A 16745-nucleotide genomic window follows, 5' to 3' on the forward strand; every position below is an offset into this window, starting at 1 on the left:
AAATTAGTTTCAATTTTTCTGCCTTTCCTCTCGTCAGTTCTCATCTGCCAAACGGAATTCAAGGTTACTAGTACTTTAGTACCCTTGCAAGGCAGCGCCTCCCAAACATTAATTTACCATCATCTTCTTGGTTTTAAACATTATGGTTTCAAAAGACTCCGGGTGAAATCGAAAGAGGAGAGGACTGGAACAAATGCAGGACCTTAGACCCTGAATTGGAGTCAGACTATTCAAAATCCTGAATTGACAAAAAACTGCGCAGGGAATATTATTTAATTTGAAAACTGTCCTGAGACGGCTGTTTTTTTACCGGGTTTTTCGAAAGCGCTTTCGTTAGGCTGTGAGCCGGATCAATGAGATGGGGGATCATCGTGTTGAGAACAAACAGGGGGGTTCTTTCACAGTAAAACGAAAGCGCTTTCGTGAGCATTATACATTCTGGAAAAGGAGGGCGGGAGAGTAAAGCAGGGGGAAATATAATACCAAAAAGGTGGCGACAAACTTATGTTGAGAAAGAGCATTGGGCTGGTGATGGCGTTGATACTTGCGATGCCTGTTTTACTTAACGACAGGGCTGAAAGCAGCGGGCAATCCGGGGAAACAGAGGAAGGTGACTGGACTCTGACGTGGGAGGATCAGTTTGAAGGGAACGAGCTGGATCCGGACAAATGGACCATCGATACCGGCAACGGTTTTTACGATGCAAACGGGAACTGGGTTCCCGGCTGGGGAAATGAGGAGCTTCAGTCCTATCAGGAAGATAATGTGAGAGTAGAGGATGGGAAGCTTGTTCTTGAAGGCCGGGAGGAGACGGTTTCGGATGATACAGGAACCTATGATTATACTTCCGGAAAAGTCCATTCCCAGGGCAAGTTCAGTCAGAAGTACGGGAAGTTTGAAGCCAGGATGAAGCTGCCGGAAGGGCAGGGATACTGGCCGGCTTTCTGGATGATGCCTGAAGATGACGTTTACGGCGGCTGGGCCGCTTCCGGGGAGATTGACATTATGGAAGCTGCCGGCGGGAGGCCGGACCATATTGGCGGTGCGATCCATTACGGTGCCGAGTGGCCGGGGAATACGTACACAGCGAAAGATTACTATTTTCCGGAAGGAACGGATATTACCGATTTCAACGTATACAGCATCGAATGGGAGCCGGGGGAAATCCGCTGGTATGTGAACGGTGAACTTTACCAGACGCTCAACAACTGGAGTACGACCGGTTCAGGAAACCCGGCGAAGTTCTCCTACCCGGCGCCTTTTGATCAGGAATTCTACCTGATTTTAAACCTTGCAGTCGGCGGATGGTACGGCGGCGATCCTGATGAGACAACACCGTTTCCCGGTGATGTTGTCGTCGATTATGTGAAGGCATACGAACTGACAGGCCGGGACTACATGGAGCCTGTGGAACCGGTATTTGAAGCAGAGGAGCTGCCGGAAGGTGCAAAGGAAGCAATCGATGGAAATTACGTGTACGACCCTGCTTTTGAAGAAGGGTTTACGAATATTAAAACCAATGATGACCTGCAGAATGACTGGACGAATGATTACTGGAATCTCGTCCATCTGAATGAATTTAACGGGGATGCAGCGGCGGCTGTAGAAGACGTGAACGGAGATCCGTTTGCCAAAGTTGATATCTCCGCGGCGGGCTCACAGACTTACGCGGTGCAGCTGATCCAGAATGTGACACTCGGAAAAGGAAGATGGTACAAGCTGAGCTTTGATGCGAAAGCGGCAGCTGACCGGACGATGAACGTGAAGCTCGGAGGCGGCCCCGAAAGAGGGTATACAGCCTACTCCCCGAGCCGTGACTTCGCTTTAACAGAGAATCTCGAAACCTATGAAATGATCTTCCAGATGCAGCATGACAGTGACGCACTGGCGCGCCTGGAATATAACCTGGGACTGAACACGAACAGTGTCTGGGTCGGCAACGTAGTTCTCGAGGAAGTGGAAGCGCAGGATCCGTACAATGAAACGGCGCCAAAACGCCCACTGGCAAACGGCAACCATGTGTATAACGGCACCTTTGATCAGGGAAGAATGGACCGGATGACTTTCTGGGATTTCGACGCTGAAGCAGCGGACGCCGAAGCTTCCGTTGATCCGATTGCAAGAGATCTTGAAGTTGTCATTACAGATGGCGGCGAGATTCAAGAAGCTGTTTCCCTTCGTCAGTACGGGATGAATCTGCTTGGCGGTGCTGAGTATGAACTGTCGTTTAACGGAAGTGCGGCAGAAGAAAGAGACATTTCGATTGCCCTGCTAAGCGAAAATGGAGAAGCGATTTATCATGAGGAAACCGTATCGCTGAAGTCAGAGCAGGAAGATCAGACTTTCACATTTACGATGCCTGATGTAACAGATCCAGCAGGTCAGCTTGTATTCTACTTTGGCGGCAGCGAGAGCAATGTGGTGCTGGATGATGTTGAAATGTACCGGATTTCCGAGACCGATATTCCTCTGAGCGACGCCTTCCCGCTGAAGAACGGTTCGTTTGTCAACGGTGCAGCGTACTGGCACACGCACGTTCAGGGAGATTACGGTGACAGCTCCTCTGCAGGATCCTTTAAAGCAGAAAACGGAAAAGGTGTATTCTCGGTGCAGGATACAGGTGCAAACCCGTGGGATCTAATGCTGTTTCAGGAGAATCTTCCGGTGAAAGCAGGGAACACCTATGTGGTACAGTTCGATGCAAAATCTTCCGTGGACAGAACGATTGAGGCGGTCGTGGAAAATGCATCATACTACCGCCATCTGTCTGAGGAAATGGCATTAACCGAAGAAATGGAAACCTTCACGTTCGAATTTACGGTGCCGGAGGATGACACTGTCGGGCTTAAGTATCTTCTGGGGGCGGTTGAGGCAGCTCCTCATGACGTAACAGTGAGCAACGTCCGCTTTGAAGTGAAAGGCGAACGGGAGAAATACTTCCCGCTTAAAAACGGCGACTTCTCCCACGGTCCCGAAGAATGGGGCACGCATCTTCAGGGTGACTGGGACGGCGAATCGCAAGCCGTGTTCAGCGGTGAAAATGAAGAAGCGCGGATCAGCATTGAACATACTGGTGCCAACCCATGGGATATTCAGCTTACCCAGCCGGAGTTGAGCCTGAATGAAGGCCAGACCTATGTTGTTGAGTTTGATGCCAGCTCGACTGCTGACCGCTCCATTGAAGTCGTACTGGATAACGGTCCGGCAGGAGGATACTACAGGCACTTTGAAGAAATTGTTCAGCTGACTGACGAGGCTAAAACCTTTACGTTTGAATTTGAAATGGGCGCAGATGACACCGTTGGCTTCCTGTTCCTTCTCGGAAACGTCCTGGATGAACAGATCTCAGCTTCTCACGATGTGGTCATTGATAATGTCCGTGTAGAGGTTCAGGGAGTGAGAGACTTCCTTGACGGCGAACCGAAGGAAGAGGAAGATGACAAACCGCTTCCGTCTGCGGGAGAGCTTCTTAAGGTACTTGAAGACAAGATGAATGACTATATCGCTTCCGGTGATATTCGCAGACCGCTGACAAACAAACTGACGAATACGCTCAGACAGGCACAGCATCACGAGAGTTCAGGGCGAATTGAGCAGGCAGAAAAGTTTGTCCATAAATACGTGGATCAGCTGGACAGCGATGCGGGACATATTGAAGAAGACGCAAAGGGCTTGCTGGAAGAAGCAGCCGAGAACGTGTTTCAGGCACTTAATAAAGAAACAGAGTAACAGAACGTTATAGATCTTTTACGCAAAAACATCCTCTTGAGCCGGCATGGCAGAAGAGGATGTTTTTTTATTTGCACCGCCTGCATTTTCGATAGAAGTTGTTCTCAGCCCGGTTCTGCCTGGTTAGGCCTCTGCTTCAATTTCTGTTACTTCAAGTCCGTAATGATTCACAACGTTCCGGACGTGGGAGCGCAGTTCCGTATCCGTTACACGGAACGGCAGGTGAATCGTTTCGTTTCCGTCGCTGAACGTATATGAAAGAATCCGGTTCGATTCCGCATCCACTTCCCGGTACACTTCCGTCACGTCAGTCCACTCGATCATTTTTTCCCCGCTTGCAAAAAGCTGGTTCGTGTGCGCTCCCTGGTCATCGAGGTATGTGTAATGGTTGACCCCGAAAACGAATGCAGGGAATGCGATGAAAAACAGAACCACATGAACAAATGTCAGGCGGTACGGCTGGTCCCGGCGGTCGGACCACATTTTTGTAAACAGAGTTGAAAGCAGCACGGCAGCCATCCAGACCATGCCTGCCCCGAATGTCACATAAGCTGCGGTCGGCCGGATGAAGATCCAATGATCACGGGAAAAATACAGCACGTCCTGAATCACCATTACCGCAACAACCGGCAGAAAAGCAGCAGATATAATTAAAATGAGACTGGAGACGACCAGTACGGGAGCAACCCGTCCGGTATCGGCGTCCCTGAGTGAAAGCTTTGATAACATAATAACCATCCTCATCTTCATGTTGATTCATTTACGTATGTATTAGTGCAAAAGTTTCCTTATTTTTAAATTTTACAACAATTATTTCGGTTAGGATACTATTTTGGAAAATAATTTCTTCTTGTTGGAAATGAACATAAAAGTACCCGCCATCTTCAGAGATTATGAGATGACGGGCAGGATGATTACTCAATGGCTGAAAAAAGTTCGTCGTTCATAAGTACGGTATCGATCGGGCAGATGTCGGAATCGCGACCGTACTGCCAGGCCCATACGCTGCCGCCGCAGTCCGGTTCTGCCGGAGCAAAAGCCGGTGCCTCTGCCTGCGGAAGAGTGCCGGGTTCGGGTTCCGCACTCCATAGTACGCTCTGATTCAGGACTGCCGGTTCCGCTTCAACAGCCTGACAGAAAGCGGCGTTAAAATCCCCCTGAACCGGATCATTATAAAAGCCGGGACGGTAGCCGCTGTCCAGAAATGCATCCACCCAGGCAATCAGCCAGGCAGCATCGATGTCAAAAAAACGCTCCAGATTGGCAAAAAGAAACGTTCCCTCCGGGATACCGAGGCGCTGGGCATTAAAAATGGCATTTCTGGCTGCGGTCCGCCCTCTCCTGTCTCCCAGTGCCACCCTGAAATCATTGTAAATCGGAAGGAGCCGCATTCCGTTTTCCCGTATAAAGCGGATCTCCTCAACAGTCAGTCCTGCGCTTACGTCAGGTACCTCAGTGAGAAACCGTCCCCAGAATGCAGGGTCCCCTAAATTCTGCTGTACACAGTCATAAAGTGCCTGATCAACCGGCCGGGCCGAATTCACTCCCCAGATCGTCTGTCTTCGTCTGAATCTCACGCGCACACCTCCTCAAAGGCAGGGTATGTGATCCTGCAGAGGCAGGTGCCTGGCACGCAGATTATCTATCTGTAAATCTTTAATAGGAAGAGACATCCCCTCCCTTTTTTGGGACTCTTAATTAAATCTCTCCCATTTTTATTAAGGTACGACTGGTTACTGCCGTTACGTTGCTTTCATTCCGCCATCAATAGTATAAATACCGCCAGTTATGAAACTGGCTTTTTCCGATGCCAGGAAATACACCAAATCAGCAATTTCGTGATTTTCCGCATATCTGCCCAGCGGAATGGCTGCTGCAAAGCTTTTCTGAGCTGCTTCTGCATTTTCAGGGCTGAATCCTGCCTCTAGAGACCGCATCATCCTGTTGTTAACTGGTGAAGGACACACTGCATTTACACGAATACCATCCGGAGCCCCTTCTAATGCTGCTGTTTTTGTTAACCCCAGAAGGGCATGCTTGGACGTGATATATGCAGACACACCAGCTGTTCCTCCGAGGCCGGCAACAGAAGCTGTATTTATGATGGAACCGCCTTTATTTTCTTTCATAATAGGCATCGCGTATTTCAGGCCATAAAAGACGCCTTTAACATTTACATCTAAAACTTTGTCAAAGAGTTCTGATGGGTAATCAGGAATGGGGAGTACTTTCCCTTCAATACCTGCGTTATTAAAGAGAACATCCACTGTACCAAAAGCCTCTACAGTTTTTTCTATGAAGTTCTTAACCTGTGCTTCATTTCCCACATCCGCGGCAACTGTAATATACTGCCCGTCATTCAGGTCTAATTCGGCTGCTGCCTGATCTAATGCTTCCTGGTCTAAATCTACTAATGTAACCTTTGCTCCGTCATTTGAAAAAGATTTAACTGCTTCCTTGCCAATCCCTCCGGCAGCCCCGGTAATGACCACAACTTTTCCATTAAAACTCATAGAACCCCCCCTTAATTGGTATAGGAAACACATTTCACTATTATCATACCTTCGATTTCTCAATATTCAAACTAAAACTTATGTAAAGTAGGGACAGATGCCTGGCACGCAGATTATCTATTTGTAAATGTTTAACAGGAAGAGGGTTCAGGGAATATCAAAGGGAAATCGCTGACCCGGCAGTAAGTCTTCCAAATTAATAGAAAGGATGACACATATGAGCGAACAGTCGGTACAGGAGTTTGTCGAGCAGACGAAAAAGAGGGAAAAGGCGAAAGATACGTTTCACCTGGAAACGGACCGGATCCTTGAGGTGACACTTTCGGGTGATCTCTGGGCGAAAACAGGGGCGATGATCTCCTACACCGGTGACATCCGCTTTGAGCGGGAGGGCCTCCTTGAGCACGGAGCAAGCCGGGCGTTTAAAAAGACGTTCACCAACGAAGGCAGCGAACTCATGAAAGCCTCCGGCGAAGGAAATCTGTTTTTATCCGACCAGGGCAAAAAAATTACGATACTGGATCTTCAAAATGAAAGCATCCGGGTGAACGGCAACGACCTTCTGGCGTTCGAGCCAACGGTGGACTGGGATATATTCATGATGAGGAAAGTGGCGGGAATGATGTCCGGCGGGCTTTTTAACATCCTTCTCGAGGGACGGGGGCGGATCGCCATTACAACATATTACGAGCCGCTGACACTCATGGTGGAACCGGGCAAACCGGTGCGGACCGACCCTAATGCCACGGTCGCCTGGTCCGGTGATCTGGAACCGGAGTTCAGAACGGACGTCAATTACAAGACCTTTCTCGGAAGGGGAAGCGGGGAGTCGATACAGATGGAATTTGAAGGATGGGGCTTCGTCATCGTTCAGCCGTGCTTTGAAGGAACAATGAACGAATAATTGCGCGTGAGGCGGTCTGGTGAGGACCGTCTTTATTTCTGATCTGAAGTCGGGACTTTTTCCTAAATGAAGGAAATGAAGGTTCATAAATTGAAGAAAGTAAAGTACGAATGAAGAATGAAACGAACATGGAAAGCAGTGAGAGAGATGAAGATCGGAAGATACAGTATCTTCAGTTGCGGCAGACAAATGTAAATGGGGGAGTACGATGAATGAACCGACACGGCTGACACTGGCAAAAGAGCTCCAGGCTCTCGCTCAGTCCGGTCTCGCCTATTCAAAGGATGAATTTGATATTGAACGTTTTGAGAGGATCAGGGCAATCAGTGCGGAAATGCTCGAAGGCTTTACAGATGAACCAGTCTCAAAAATCAGAGACCTGTTTGCCGGTGAAACGGGGTATCAGACACCGAAAGTGGACGTAAGAGCTGTCGTTTTCAAAGACGGAAAGCTTCTGATGGTGAAAGAGAGAAGCGATGACAGCTGGGCCCTGCCCGGCGGCTGGGGGGATATCGGCCTTACTCCGGCAGAAGTGGCGGTAAAGGAAGTACAGGAGGAGTCGGGATACCACGTACGGGCACAGCGGCTCGTTGCTGTGATGGATAAAAAGTGCCACGATCATCCGCCCTCCGCGTATCATACTTATAAAATGTTCATCCTCTGCAGCCTGGATGGAGGCAAACCGGCTGCCAGTATGGAAACGAGCGACATCGGTTTTTTTGACAGGGAGAATCTGCCTCCGTTGTCACGGGCAAGAATTACGAACCGTCAGATAGAGATCCTGTTTGGTTACTGGGACAACCCGGACAGCCCTGCTTACTTTGATTGACTAGATTACTGCTTTTAGAAAGAAGTGTTATAAAGCGGAAAGAGTCCGCCTGCAGCGGGATAAAACAGCAATTTTTCCGAAAACACCTTTACGAAAAGAATGTAAAAAAAGAGGGTGGCGCCATGATTCGCACAACAGAAGATGTTTTACATATGCTCGACAGCTGGCTGGATGAGGATTCGGGGATCGACTGGGATGCGTTTTACAAAGACAGGGAGCGGCCGGTTCCGTTTTTTGCGGACAGGCCGGATGAAAACATACTCGATTACATGGAGTCCGGCAAAATAAAGCCGGGCCGGGTACTTGAGCTCGGTTGCGGTCCGGGGAGAAACGCCCTTCACTTTGCAAGAAACGGTTTTCAGGTAGACGCCGTGGACAGCTCGGCTGAAGCACTCAGCTGGGCATCGGAAAGAGCGGAAAAAGAAAGTCTTCCTGTACGCTTTATTCAAGAGAGTCTTTACAACTTCGACCCAGAACCTGGAGCGTATGATCTCGTATACGATTCGGGCTGCTTTCACCATGTGCCGCCCCACAGGCGTGAGGGATATATGTCACTTGTGAAGAAAGCTCTTAAACCGGGAGGCCGTTTTGCCCTTACCTGCTTCCGTGAAAACGGACCGCTGGGAGGTTCTCCAATGACTGACCGGGAGATTTACGAAAAACGGACCATGGCAGGCGGTCTCGGGTTTACAGAAGAAAAACTCCGCTTGATTTTTCACGAATTCACTGAAATTGAAGTCCGGCCGATGTTCGTTTCAAAAGACCCTGGTGTGTTTGGTGTGGAGGGGCTTTTGGCAGGGCTGTTTGAAAAGAGAACCGCTGCACGGAAGGAAAAAGGTTAACCCTGTGAATTTCCTCGCAGGCATTCTTCTTGCAGCCGGGGCAGTGTCACTCTGGGTGATCGGTCTTATTTATCCGGCGTGGCTTAAGGAAAAGCAGCCGGATTTACCGGAGAAAAAATTGTATACCACCCGGGGAGCGGGAGTGGTTGTGGCCATCATCTGCTTTCTGATGGCCGTATGGATATTGTAGAAACGGAGGTGGCAGCTGATGATGACCAGACGTCTGACAAGGCTGATTGAATGGAGTGAGCGGCAGGCCAGGGAAGCAGGCAGGCCTATTCAGCCTGGAGATCTGCTTAGTGGAGCCCTTTGTGAGCGGACGGGCGTATTTGCCGAGTTATACCTCACTTTTCCTGATTTAGCCGCCCGGATTCGCCGTGGAGAAGGAGGGAGCGAGGCTGAATCAGGTGTGATGATTGAGGAAGTTTCCATTCCTGTAAGTACCGGAACAGCTGCCGTGTTCACGAGGGCCCGTCAGCTGCGAAACCGTTACGGACAGGACGTGCTAAATGAAGGACACGTCATGAGGGCGGTTATGGAATCGGAGGATGAGAGGCTGGGAGCATGCCTTTCCCATGAGGACAGGCAGCGGATTCTGTCTATTACTTCCGCCCCCAGGGACATGATTGTGCCCCTGACCGGCAACGCTTTCAGCCCCCCTTCGCAGGTGAAAAGAGCGGGACAGTCAGACAGGGAGCAGGTCCGAAGTTTTGTCGGAACCGAATTTGGCAGTGGGTGGCTGGAAGCCGTGGATCACGCGTTTAATCAGACACCTGTGACACTTTTTACAGTGATGCAGGAAGGTGACATAATCGGTTTCGCTGCCTATGACGCTGACAGGAAGCAGAAGGGTGTGCTCGGGCCGATGGGAGTGGCATCAGGGGAAAGGTCCTGTGGAGCGGGAACACGTCTCCTGTCTGCCTGTCTCGATGATATGCAGAAAGCAGGTTACCGGTATGCAGTGATCAGCGAAGCGGGACCGGTGGAGTTTTATGAAAAAACGTGCGGAGCTTCGGTTATTGTGGGGGACGGCTTGTATACGGAAAAAGACACTCAACTTTATAAACAGGGAGAGGAAACATGATTGAGAGATACATAGAAACCGAAAACGGGCGCCTCTGGACAGCCTCTGCAGGGGAAGGGACACCAGTCGTACTTTTGAGCGGCGGCCCGGGTGCCGGTTATTACCTTGAAGCGGTGGCCACTCTTTTAACCGAAAGCTGCCGTGTGATTGCCGTTGATGCCCGCGGGTGCGGACGCTCGGGGGGAGAAGGCGGCTACGGGCTGAATGAGGCGATCGAAGACCTTGAAACCATTCGCAGGAGTTACGGATTGGAAAAGTGGACAGTGCTGGGCCATTCCTGGGGTGGAGACCTGGGACTGGCTTATACACTGAGACAGCCGGAAGGGATAAAGGCGCTGATATCGGTTTCAGCTACAGGAGTGCAGAACGACCGGGACTGGAAAGCGGCGTACAGCCGCGGACGTGAAGAAAACCTGGAGGAGGAGCCGTTGTTTGAATTTCCCCAGAGCCCCGAAGTTCACCGTTCCCTGCTGACGGACTGGCGCAAATTTATTAAACGTCCGGAGCTGCTCCGTGAGATCGCCGGCGTCCGGGTGCCTGCCCTGTTTGTAACAGGGGAGGAGGACATCCGGCCGTCATGGCCGGTGGAGCAGGTGGCCGGTCTCCTGCCCCGGGGCGAGTACAGACAGATTGGGGGCGCAGGTCATTACATCTGGCTCAGAAAAGACAGTGAGCTTAAGCACGTCCTCACCGGTTTTCTTGAGCGGATGAAAGCCGGAGACGGCATTCACATCCGGAAGATGGCAGACGACGAGCCGCTGCCTGTGGAGCTGCTTCTTCTGGCAGATCCATCCGAGGAACTGGTGAGCTCCTATACGAGACGCGGGGAAACGTACGTGACAGTTTGCACAGAGCGTGAGGAACCGGTCGGGGTTTATGTACTGCTGCCTGCAGGATCAGGTACCGTTGAGCTTGTAAACGTTGCTGTAGCCGAAGACAGGCACGGGCAGGGCATCGGCAGACAGCTTGTGATGCATGCGGCAGCGACGGCGAAAACTCTGGGCTATCATACAATCGCGATCGGCACCGGGAATTCAAGTGTCGGTCAGCTTGCTCTTTACCAGAAGTGCGGGTTCAGGATCACCGGAGTGGACAGAGACTTCTTTGTCCGCCACTACCCGGAGCCGATCATGGAAAACGGCATCCGGTGCCGGGATATGATCCGCCTGTCCATGAAGCTCTGATTCAGGTGCTCCCGTTTACTCGTTCATCCAGGCATTGAAGAAAGGCGGTTACCTGAGGTAGGCTCCGCGCCGCCTCGGAAGCGACGATCCACGTAGTACGTGTGATGTCTTTTCCGTTCTTCCGAAGAGGGATGATGTCGTATCTGCTCCGGTCGATTCCGTGAATGGCTGTTTCCGGAAGCACCGCCATGCCGATTCCGTGGAGAAGAAGCTGTTTTGATGTTTCGATCTGGTCCACCTTGATCCTACGGGAAGGTGTGACCGGGGAATCTTCCAGCAGCCAGTCGTGAACAGCAGAATGAAAAGCCGGGTCGCTCTGAAATTCAATGAGCGGCCTGTTCTGCTTCATAGGACCTTTACGGTCGATCAGATACAGGCGGTCTTCCAGCAGTCTGTCACCGTTTCGCGGTTTTTCCCCCCGCAGAAGGTAAACGTGGGCGCCGGAGCTGCCGGTGCGGAGCTGTTCACTCAGCCCGGAGACAAGTTCCACTTTTACCTGAGGATACTGATTGATGTAATCTTCCAGAACGGAAGGAAGGAGATACTGCCCGATGACGGAGGAGACGGCGAGGGAAAGAGTGCCGCTGACTGTTCCTTTCATTCCGGAAACTTCATTTCTGAGGGTCTGTTCCTCCTCCACGAGGTTTTGTGCAAATGCGAGTATCCGCTCTCCCGCAGGTGTGGGCATTACTTTCTTCGGTGTTCTTACAAATATCTTCTCGTCCCACTGTTCCTCAATCTGTTTCAGGCGAAGACTGACGGCGGGCTGAGAGATGAGCAGTGCTTTTGCTGCCCCTTTAACCGTTTTTGCTTCCTCCACGGCCAGGAGAAGCCGGTAGTCGTCGACTTTCATATTTTCTGCCCCCTTTGTTGGCGTTGTGCAGCTGATCATATATAAGCTCTGCTTATTCAAAAGTATAAAAAACATGTATTTTCTTTATTTTCACACATGGAATATACTTTTACCAGAAGAAGCAGGGGGGTGGGAAGTAATGAAGCAGTTTCCGTACGTGCTGAGTACGTTCTTTTTATCCGAGTTCGGCAGGGCTATGTATTTTGTCACCGTCACGTGGGTTCTGTATGGAATCACCGGAGACGCTGTTTATACAGGAATCCTTGTTGGTCTTGGGTTTCTGCCCGGTGTATTTCTCAATCTCTTTTTCGGGGTGCTTGTGGACCGCTTTAACCGTAAGCGCCTTACGCTGATTGCAGTGGGTATGAGTGCCGCAGCCATGACTGTGCTCCTCGGGGCTTCCGGAGCGGGCACAGTCGGTACGGCCCTGATTTTTGCCGTGCACATGACTGTTCAGACAGCGGGATCGCTGTTCCGTCCTGCCATTCAGGCACTGATGGCGGAATGCTTTCCGAAAGAACACCTTCCACAGGTGTTTTCCCGGAGTGCATCTGCGGCGATCGTCGGCGGACTTGCCGGTGCAGGAGCAGGGGGACTGCTTCTTTCCGTCCTGCCATTAACAGCTTCACTGGCGATCGTAACAGCCGCGTTCCTTACGGCCGTGGGTTCACTGTTTTTCCTGGAGCCCGTTAAAGAGAGTACTGACGAAGCTGCCGGGAAAAAGTCAGTGCTTCGGGATCTGGCGGACGGCTTCCTTTATGTGAACCGGAACCGGTTTCTGCTTCGCCTGTTTGTAATCATGTTCACAGGACAGCTCGTGTTTCATTCAAGCCTCGGATTTCTCTCTGTGTATACAGCGGATTACCTGCTGCAGCCGGCCTCGGTGTACGGGTTTCTTGATGCGGCCCTCTCAGCCGGAGGTGCCCTTGCAGGTTTCGCCGGGGCCTGGTGGCTGAAGAAGAGCAGTAACCGTGTTGGTGTCTATTCGCTGTTCATTGTTTTCTCCGGACTGCTTGTAACGGGTCTGGCGCCGCATACTGCTGCCGCTTTCCTCGGCGTTTTTCTGATTGGACTCGGTACCACCTGGATCAGGGTTCTTCTTCAGGCGGTTCAGCAGATGTCAACGGAACCGGCATTTCACGGACGGATGGCGAGTCTGAGAATGCTCGGAAACCAGTCGTCTGTGGTCATAAGCGCTCCCGTGCTCGGCTGGATTGCTGCAGGTGGCGGGGCGAACGCCGTTTATCTCGCCCTTGCTGTTCCCGTGGCCGCATGCCTGCTCTATGCGTTTAGACTTTCCGGACATAAGGAATTTGCCGGTTTTACAAAAACAGCAGCTTAATGGAGGTGAAAGGAATGATTTTTGATGCGCATCTTCACATTGTTGACCCGCGCTACCCGTTAACAGAAAACCACGGCTTTCTGCCGGATGCGTTTACTGCTGATGACTACCTGAATTCTGTAAGCAGGCTTCACGTAATAGGCGGTGCCGTTGTATCGGGATCGTTTCAGGGGCACGACCAGGCGTACCTCACTGCAGCGCTCAAAAAGCTCGGCCCTGCCTTCAGGGGCGTGACCCAGCTTCCTGCTGATACTTCCGACGAGGAAATTGTGCGGCTGGACAGGGCCGGGGTCACAGCCGTCCGGTTTAACGTCATGCGCGGGGGGACCGGGGTACTTGAAAGCCTCGAACAGACAGCACACCGCGTCTACGGTCTGGCCGGATGGCATACAGAACTGTACATCGATTCCCGGGACCTGGAGGAACTTGCGCCTCTTCTGGAAAGCCTGCCGGCTGTATCCGTTGACCATCTCGGTCTTTCAAAAGAAGGTCTGCCCCGGCTCATCCGTCTTGCGGAAAAGGGTGTCCGGGTAAAAGCGACCGGCTTCGGCCGTGTGGATTTTGATGTGGGAACGGCTGTGAAGGCTATTCACCGGGCCAATCCCGAGGTGCTCATGTTCGGGACGGATCTTCCTTCCACAAGAGCGCCCCGGCCCTTCAGGGAAGAGGATGCAGAACTGATCCGGGAGGTTCTCGGAGAAAAAGAAGCCGGGCGTGTGCTGTTTGAAAACGGAGCCCGCTGGTACGGAGTAAAGGAGATGGGGACAGATGGGGATAAACTTTCACGATCCTGCAAATAGGGAAACATATGCGGCGAGGGAAGCGGACCGGGGCTGGTACCGGTTTATGAGGCAGCTTTTGAACGAACAGACCGGCTTTCAAGCTGTTGATATCGGCTGCGGTGGCGGAATCTACACGAGAGCCCTTGCTGATCTGGGTGCCTCCCGTGTAACCGGTGTGGATTATTCCGAAGCAAGCCTGGAAGGAGCAGGGAAAAATACAGAGCCGGACAGTAGAATCGCTTATGTACTCGGGCATGCGGAAAACACAGGTCTTAAGGAACGGGCAGCGGATGTGGTCCTCATCCGTGCAGTCATACATCATCTGGGAGAGCTCGATCGTACATTTCGGGAAGCGTTCCGTCTTCTGCGGCCCGGGGGACTCCTCGTCATTCAGGACCGTACCCCGGAAGATTGTCTTCTTCCGGGAAGCAGTACCCACATAAGAGGTTGGTTCTTTTCCTGCTTTCCGAAGCTTGTCGATATGGAGAAAGGGAGAAGGTGGCCGGACCATGGAGTGAGGCGTGCTCTTGAAAAGACTGGTTTTCGTATGGAAAGTACCGTTCATGTCTGGGAAACAAGAAGAGAGTACGAAACAAAAGAGAGGCTGCTCGAGGATCTGTCAGGGCGTACCGGCAGGAGTCTGCTTCATGAGCTCGATGACAGGGAACTGAAGATTCTAATCGATTACATCGACAGGCGGATTGAGGCTGGAAAGCGGGTGGCAGAGCGGGACCGGTGGACAATCTGGGCCGCTGTGAAGGGGGAGGAAAAATGACAAAGAGGGCGGTTCTGTTCGATCTTGACGGCACACTGCTGAACAGGGAAGCTTCGGTGGACCTTTTTCTCGCGGATCAGTACAGGAGGTACAGCGAAACCTTTGCAAAGGTACCGTTTCCGGTGTACAGGAAACGGTTCAAAGACCTGGAAAAGCGCGGGTACGTATGGAAGGACAGAGTATATGAACAGCTTATCGAGGAATACAGGTTTAAGGGTGTAACAGCGGGTGAACTGCTGGAGGACTATGTTACCCGCTTTCCAAAGCATTGTGTTCCGTTTCCCGGCCTTGAAGCCATGCTCGAAACGCTGGCGCCCTCATTCGCTCTGGGTATCGTATCCAATGGGCGGACGGATTTTCAGCGGGCCAATATTGAAAGCCTGGGTATTACGGGATTTTTCAATTCTATTCTTATTTCGGAGGAAGAGGGGCTGAGTAAGCCTGATAAAGCCATTTTTGAGCGGGCGTGCGAACGGCTGGGAACAGAACCGGAGCAATGCCTGTTTATAGGCGATCATCCGGAAAACGATGTGGCAGCAGCAGAGCGGGCAGGCATGAAAGGTGTCTGGATCCGTGATGCTTACTGGCAGGGGACGGATGCAGGCTGGACGATTGATGGTCTCGAGGAAGTTCCGGGAGCAGTACAAAAGTGGGCTTCGGAGAACTCAAAAACAAGTGACTAATGACGTAGGGATATAACATTGAATAAGTAATGTACTAACTTTTTTCCTAATTGGTTCGGTTATGGAAAGATTCTTTTCTAATAGGTTTTGAGACGAATGGGACGTGGTATCTTTCTCTATGTAACATAAAATACTCTATCGGAAAGGATGATCGATCATGGCAAATAACAATAACAATAACAACAGCAACAACAGCAAGATGAGTTATGAGGAAGCCGGCCAGAAAGGCGGCGAAAAGACGAAGCAGAAGCATGGTAAGGACTTTTACGAAGAGATCGGGGAAAAAGGTGGAGAAAAGACCCGCCAGGAGCATGGCAAAGAGCACTTTGAGGACATCGGCCAAAAAGGCGGGCGTAACTCCGGTAACTCTGGTAACTCCGGTAACTCCAATAATTCCAACTAAAATGATTTGAATACTTGCGTTTCCCCAAACGTGATTTCAGGGCAGCCTTTGGCAGAAGGCTGCCCTCTTTGTGTGCAGAATAACAGTAGTGGGAAGGTGAGTCAAGTCATAGGACCAGGTCCGGGTCAGGATGTTAATCCCCCGGATTTTAACGGGCCGTATTTGTTCATGGCTGTCAGAAGTCCCGCCATTTGCTCCGGAGTTTCCTTCATTCCCGTATCCAGCCAGTGCTGGACTACACCGAGGTGGGCGGAGACCATAAAAGCCATAATGTAATCTCCGTGCGGAAGTGTTTTACCGCCGGCAGCTTTTTTAATATTTCCTATCATCAGCTTTTTCAATTTGTCCTGGAAGGACGGGTCTCCCTTTGGGCCCATTACAGCTTTGAGAAAGTTACCGTGCTGTTTGAGAAACTCAAAATAAGCAGTGGCTGACGGATGCATCCGGGCAGAATCAGCCCAGGATGATGGATCGTTATAGCCGATTGAGTCTGAGATGGCAGTAATTCCCCGGATCACTTCCTCCTCACTTTTTTCAAGCAGGTCGTACTTATCCTGATAGTGCAGGTAAAACGTACCTCTGTTAAAATCCGCCCGTTCGGTCAGATCCTTTACCGTGACAGCGTCGAGTCCTTTTTCTTCTATTAAAAGAGCAAACGTTTCCCTTATCTTTTCTCTGGTGCGTTTTATTCTCCGGTCTTCTTTCAATACCATCACCTCTTTCCGGTGGTAATGAACAGTACGTGTCATACTGTTCAGTAAGGGACACTTCCGGTCACACTGTGTATGGTAACCGCGGCTGAACTCATTATAATAAGAGATG

The 16745-nt window shown here is 51.1% G+C and carries 17 protein-coding genes and 1 pseudogene; 13 read left to right on the forward strand and 5 right to left on the reverse strand.

The annotated features are described in order from the left end of the window. Window positions 1-504 precede the first annotated feature (504 nt). Window positions 505-3729 (forward strand): carbohydrate binding domain-containing protein, encoded by a 3225-nt coding sequence (locus tag FGB90_RS18140; RefSeq protein WP_138812278.1) that lies wholly within the window; start codon window positions 505-507, stop codon window positions 3727-3729. A 123-nt stretch (window positions 3730-3852) separates the two neighbouring features. Here the strand turns inward: FGB90_RS18140 and FGB90_RS18145 are convergent, their stop codons facing one another. From FGB90_RS18145 to FGB90_RS18155, 3 genes are all read right to left on the reverse strand, one after another. Further along, a complete protein-coding gene (locus FGB90_RS18145) occupies window positions 3853-4458 on the reverse strand; it encodes a hypothetical protein (protein ID WP_138812279.1) in 606 nt (201 codons plus the stop codon). 185 nt (window positions 4459-4643) lie between these two features. After that, complete coding sequence (locus FGB90_RS18150; RefSeq protein WP_246056251.1) at window positions 4644-5306, reverse strand: glycoside hydrolase domain-containing protein; 663 nt, start codon at window positions 5304-5306, stop codon at window positions 4644-4646. A 165-nt stretch (window positions 5307-5471) separates the two neighbouring features. Beyond that, the gene (locus FGB90_RS18155) at window positions 5472-6242 is read right to left on the reverse strand and encodes an SDR family NAD(P)-dependent oxidoreductase (protein ID WP_138812280.1); all 771 of its coding nucleotides are present in this window, start codon (window positions 6240-6242) and stop codon (window positions 5472-5474) included. A gap of 217 nt (window positions 6243-6459) precedes the next feature. On the opposite strand from FGB90_RS18155, the gene FGB90_RS18160 reads away from it, so the two are divergent. The 7 genes and pseudogenes from FGB90_RS18160 to FGB90_RS18190 all read left to right on the forward strand — a co-directional run bounded on the left by FGB90_RS18160 (window position 6460) and on the right by FGB90_RS18190 (window position 11085). Further along, window positions 6460-7146, forward strand: a complete 687-nt coding sequence (locus FGB90_RS18160) for an AIM24 family protein (RefSeq protein ID WP_138812281.1) — start codon at window positions 6460-6462, stop codon at window positions 7144-7146. A 208-nt stretch (window positions 7147-7354) separates the two neighbouring features. Beyond that, window positions 7355-7975 (forward strand): NUDIX hydrolase, encoded by a 621-nt coding sequence (locus FGB90_RS18165; RefSeq protein WP_138812282.1) that lies wholly within the window; start codon window positions 7355-7357, stop codon window positions 7973-7975. Window positions 7976-8097: 122 nt separating this feature from the next. Continuing rightward, a complete protein-coding gene (locus FGB90_RS18170) occupies window positions 8098-8817 on the forward strand; it encodes a class I SAM-dependent methyltransferase (RefSeq protein WP_138812283.1) in 720 nt (239 codons plus the stop codon). Window positions 8818-8821: 4 nt separating this feature from the next. Next, a complete protein-coding gene (locus FGB90_RS18175) occupies window positions 8822-9007 on the forward strand; it encodes a hypothetical protein (protein ID WP_138812284.1) in 186 nt (61 codons plus the stop codon). An 18-nt stretch (window positions 9008-9025) separates the two neighbouring features. Then, window positions 9026-9901: a GNAT family N-acetyltransferase gene (locus FGB90_RS18180; protein WP_138812285.1), complete on the forward strand. Its 876-nt coding sequence runs from the start codon at window positions 9026-9028 to the stop codon at window positions 9899-9901. Beyond that, window positions 9898-10548: pseudogene (locus FGB90_RS18185) on the forward strand (alpha/beta fold hydrolase); the annotation flags it as partial. The gene FGB90_RS18180 and the pseudogene FGB90_RS18185, both read left to right, overlap by 4 nt. Before the next feature lie 60 nt (window positions 10549-10608). Beyond that, window positions 10609-11085 (forward strand): GNAT family N-acetyltransferase, encoded by a 477-nt coding sequence (locus FGB90_RS18190; protein WP_438502712.1) that lies wholly within the window; start codon window positions 10609-10611, stop codon window positions 11083-11085. 1 nt (window position 11086) lies between these two features. On the opposite strand, the gene FGB90_RS18195 is transcribed toward FGB90_RS18190, so the two are convergent. Next, window positions 11087-11938 (reverse strand): LysR family transcriptional regulator, encoded by an 852-nt coding sequence (locus FGB90_RS18195; protein WP_171051904.1) that lies wholly within the window; start codon window positions 11936-11938, stop codon window positions 11087-11089. Between the two features lie 139 nt (window positions 11939-12077). On the opposite strand from FGB90_RS18195, the gene FGB90_RS18200 reads away from it, so the two are divergent. The 5 genes from FGB90_RS18200 to FGB90_RS18220 all read left to right on the forward strand — a co-directional run bounded on the left by FGB90_RS18200 (window position 12078) and on the right by FGB90_RS18220 (window position 15923). Continuing rightward, the gene (locus tag FGB90_RS18200; protein WP_171051905.1) at window positions 12078-13280 is read left to right on the forward strand and encodes an MFS transporter; all 1203 of its coding nucleotides are present in this window, start codon (window positions 12078-12080) and stop codon (window positions 13278-13280) included. Between the two features lie 14 nt (window positions 13281-13294). Further along, window positions 13295-14080 carry an amidohydrolase family protein gene (locus FGB90_RS18205; protein WP_138812288.1) on the forward strand — a complete coding sequence of 262 codons (786 nt, stop codon included), beginning with the start codon at window positions 13295-13297 and terminating at the stop codon, window positions 14078-14080. Next, on the forward strand, window positions 14049-14837 hold the full coding sequence (locus tag FGB90_RS18210; RefSeq protein WP_138812289.1) for a class I SAM-dependent methyltransferase: 789 nt from the start codon (window positions 14049-14051) through the stop codon (window positions 14835-14837). The genes FGB90_RS18205 and FGB90_RS18210 overlap by 32 nt, the downstream gene beginning before the upstream one ends. Then, on the forward strand, window positions 14834-15520 hold the full coding sequence (locus tag FGB90_RS18215; protein ID WP_138812290.1) for an HAD family hydrolase: 687 nt from the start codon (window positions 14834-14836) through the stop codon (window positions 15518-15520). Before FGB90_RS18210 ends, FGB90_RS18215 begins: the two co-directional genes overlap by 4 nt. 157 nt (window positions 15521-15677) lie before the next feature. Continuing rightward, the gene (locus FGB90_RS18220) at window positions 15678-15923 is read left to right on the forward strand and encodes a stress-induced protein, KGG, repeat-containing protein (protein WP_138812291.1); all 246 of its coding nucleotides are present in this window, start codon (window positions 15678-15680) and stop codon (window positions 15921-15923) included. Between the two features lie 125 nt (window positions 15924-16048). Here the strand turns inward: FGB90_RS18220 and FGB90_RS18225 are convergent, their stop codons facing one another. After that, window positions 16049-16630: a TetR/AcrR family transcriptional regulator gene (locus FGB90_RS18225; RefSeq protein WP_171051906.1), complete on the reverse strand. Its 582-nt coding sequence runs from the start codon at window positions 16628-16630 to the stop codon at window positions 16049-16051. Between the last annotated feature and the right edge of the window lie 115 nt (window positions 16631-16745).

The organism is Alteribacter natronophilus (assembly GCF_006007885.1).
In the GTDB taxonomy this organism is placed as follows: domain Bacteria; phylum Bacillota; class Bacilli; order Bacillales; family Salisediminibacteriaceae; genus Alteribacter; species Alteribacter natronophilus.

Coding starts and splice junctions, on each gene's coding strand:
- FGB90_RS18190 (WP_438502712.1), top strand. CDS start 10,609: ATGAAAGCCGGAGACGGCATTCACATCCGGAAGATGGCAGACGACGAG.
- FGB90_RS18210 (WP_138812289.1), top strand. CDS start 14,049: ATGGGGATAAACTTTCACGATCCTGCAAATAGGGAAACATATGCGGCG.
- FGB90_RS18160 (WP_138812281.1), top strand. CDS start 6,460: ATGAGCGAACAGTCGGTACAGGAGTTTGTCGAGCAGACGAAAAAGAGG.
- FGB90_RS18200 (WP_171051905.1), top strand. CDS start 12,078: ATGAAGCAGTTTCCGTACGTGCTGAGTACGTTCTTTTTATCCGAGTTC.
- FGB90_RS18195 (WP_171051904.1), bottom strand. CDS start 11,938: ATGAAAGTCGACGACTACCGGCTTCTCCTGGCCGTGGAGGAAGCAAAA.
- FGB90_RS18165 (WP_138812282.1), top strand. CDS start 7,355: ATGAATGAACCGACACGGCTGACACTGGCAAAAGAGCTCCAGGCTCTC.
- FGB90_RS18215 (WP_138812290.1), top strand. CDS start 14,834: ATGACAAAGAGGGCGGTTCTGTTCGATCTTGACGGCACACTGCTGAAC.
- FGB90_RS18170 (WP_138812283.1), top strand. CDS start 8,098: ATGATTCGCACAACAGAAGATGTTTTACATATGCTCGACAGCTGGCTG.
- FGB90_RS18220 (WP_138812291.1), top strand. CDS start 15,678: ATGGCAAATAACAATAACAATAACAACAGCAACAACAGCAAGATGAGT.
- FGB90_RS18180 (WP_138812285.1), top strand. CDS start 9,026: ATGATGACCAGACGTCTGACAAGGCTGATTGAATGGAGTGAGCGGCAG.
- FGB90_RS18145 (WP_138812279.1), bottom strand. CDS start 4,458: ATGTTATCAAAGCTTTCACTCAGGGACGCCGATACCGGACGGGTTGCT.
- FGB90_RS18205 (WP_138812288.1), top strand. CDS start 13,295: ATGATTTTTGATGCGCATCTTCACATTGTTGACCCGCGCTACCCGTTA.
- FGB90_RS18155 (WP_138812280.1), bottom strand. CDS start 6,242: ATGAGTTTTAATGGAAAAGTTGTGGTCATTACCGGGGCTGCCGGAGGG.
- FGB90_RS18140 (WP_138812278.1), top strand. CDS start 505: ATGTTGAGAAAGAGCATTGGGCTGGTGATGGCGTTGATACTTGCGATG.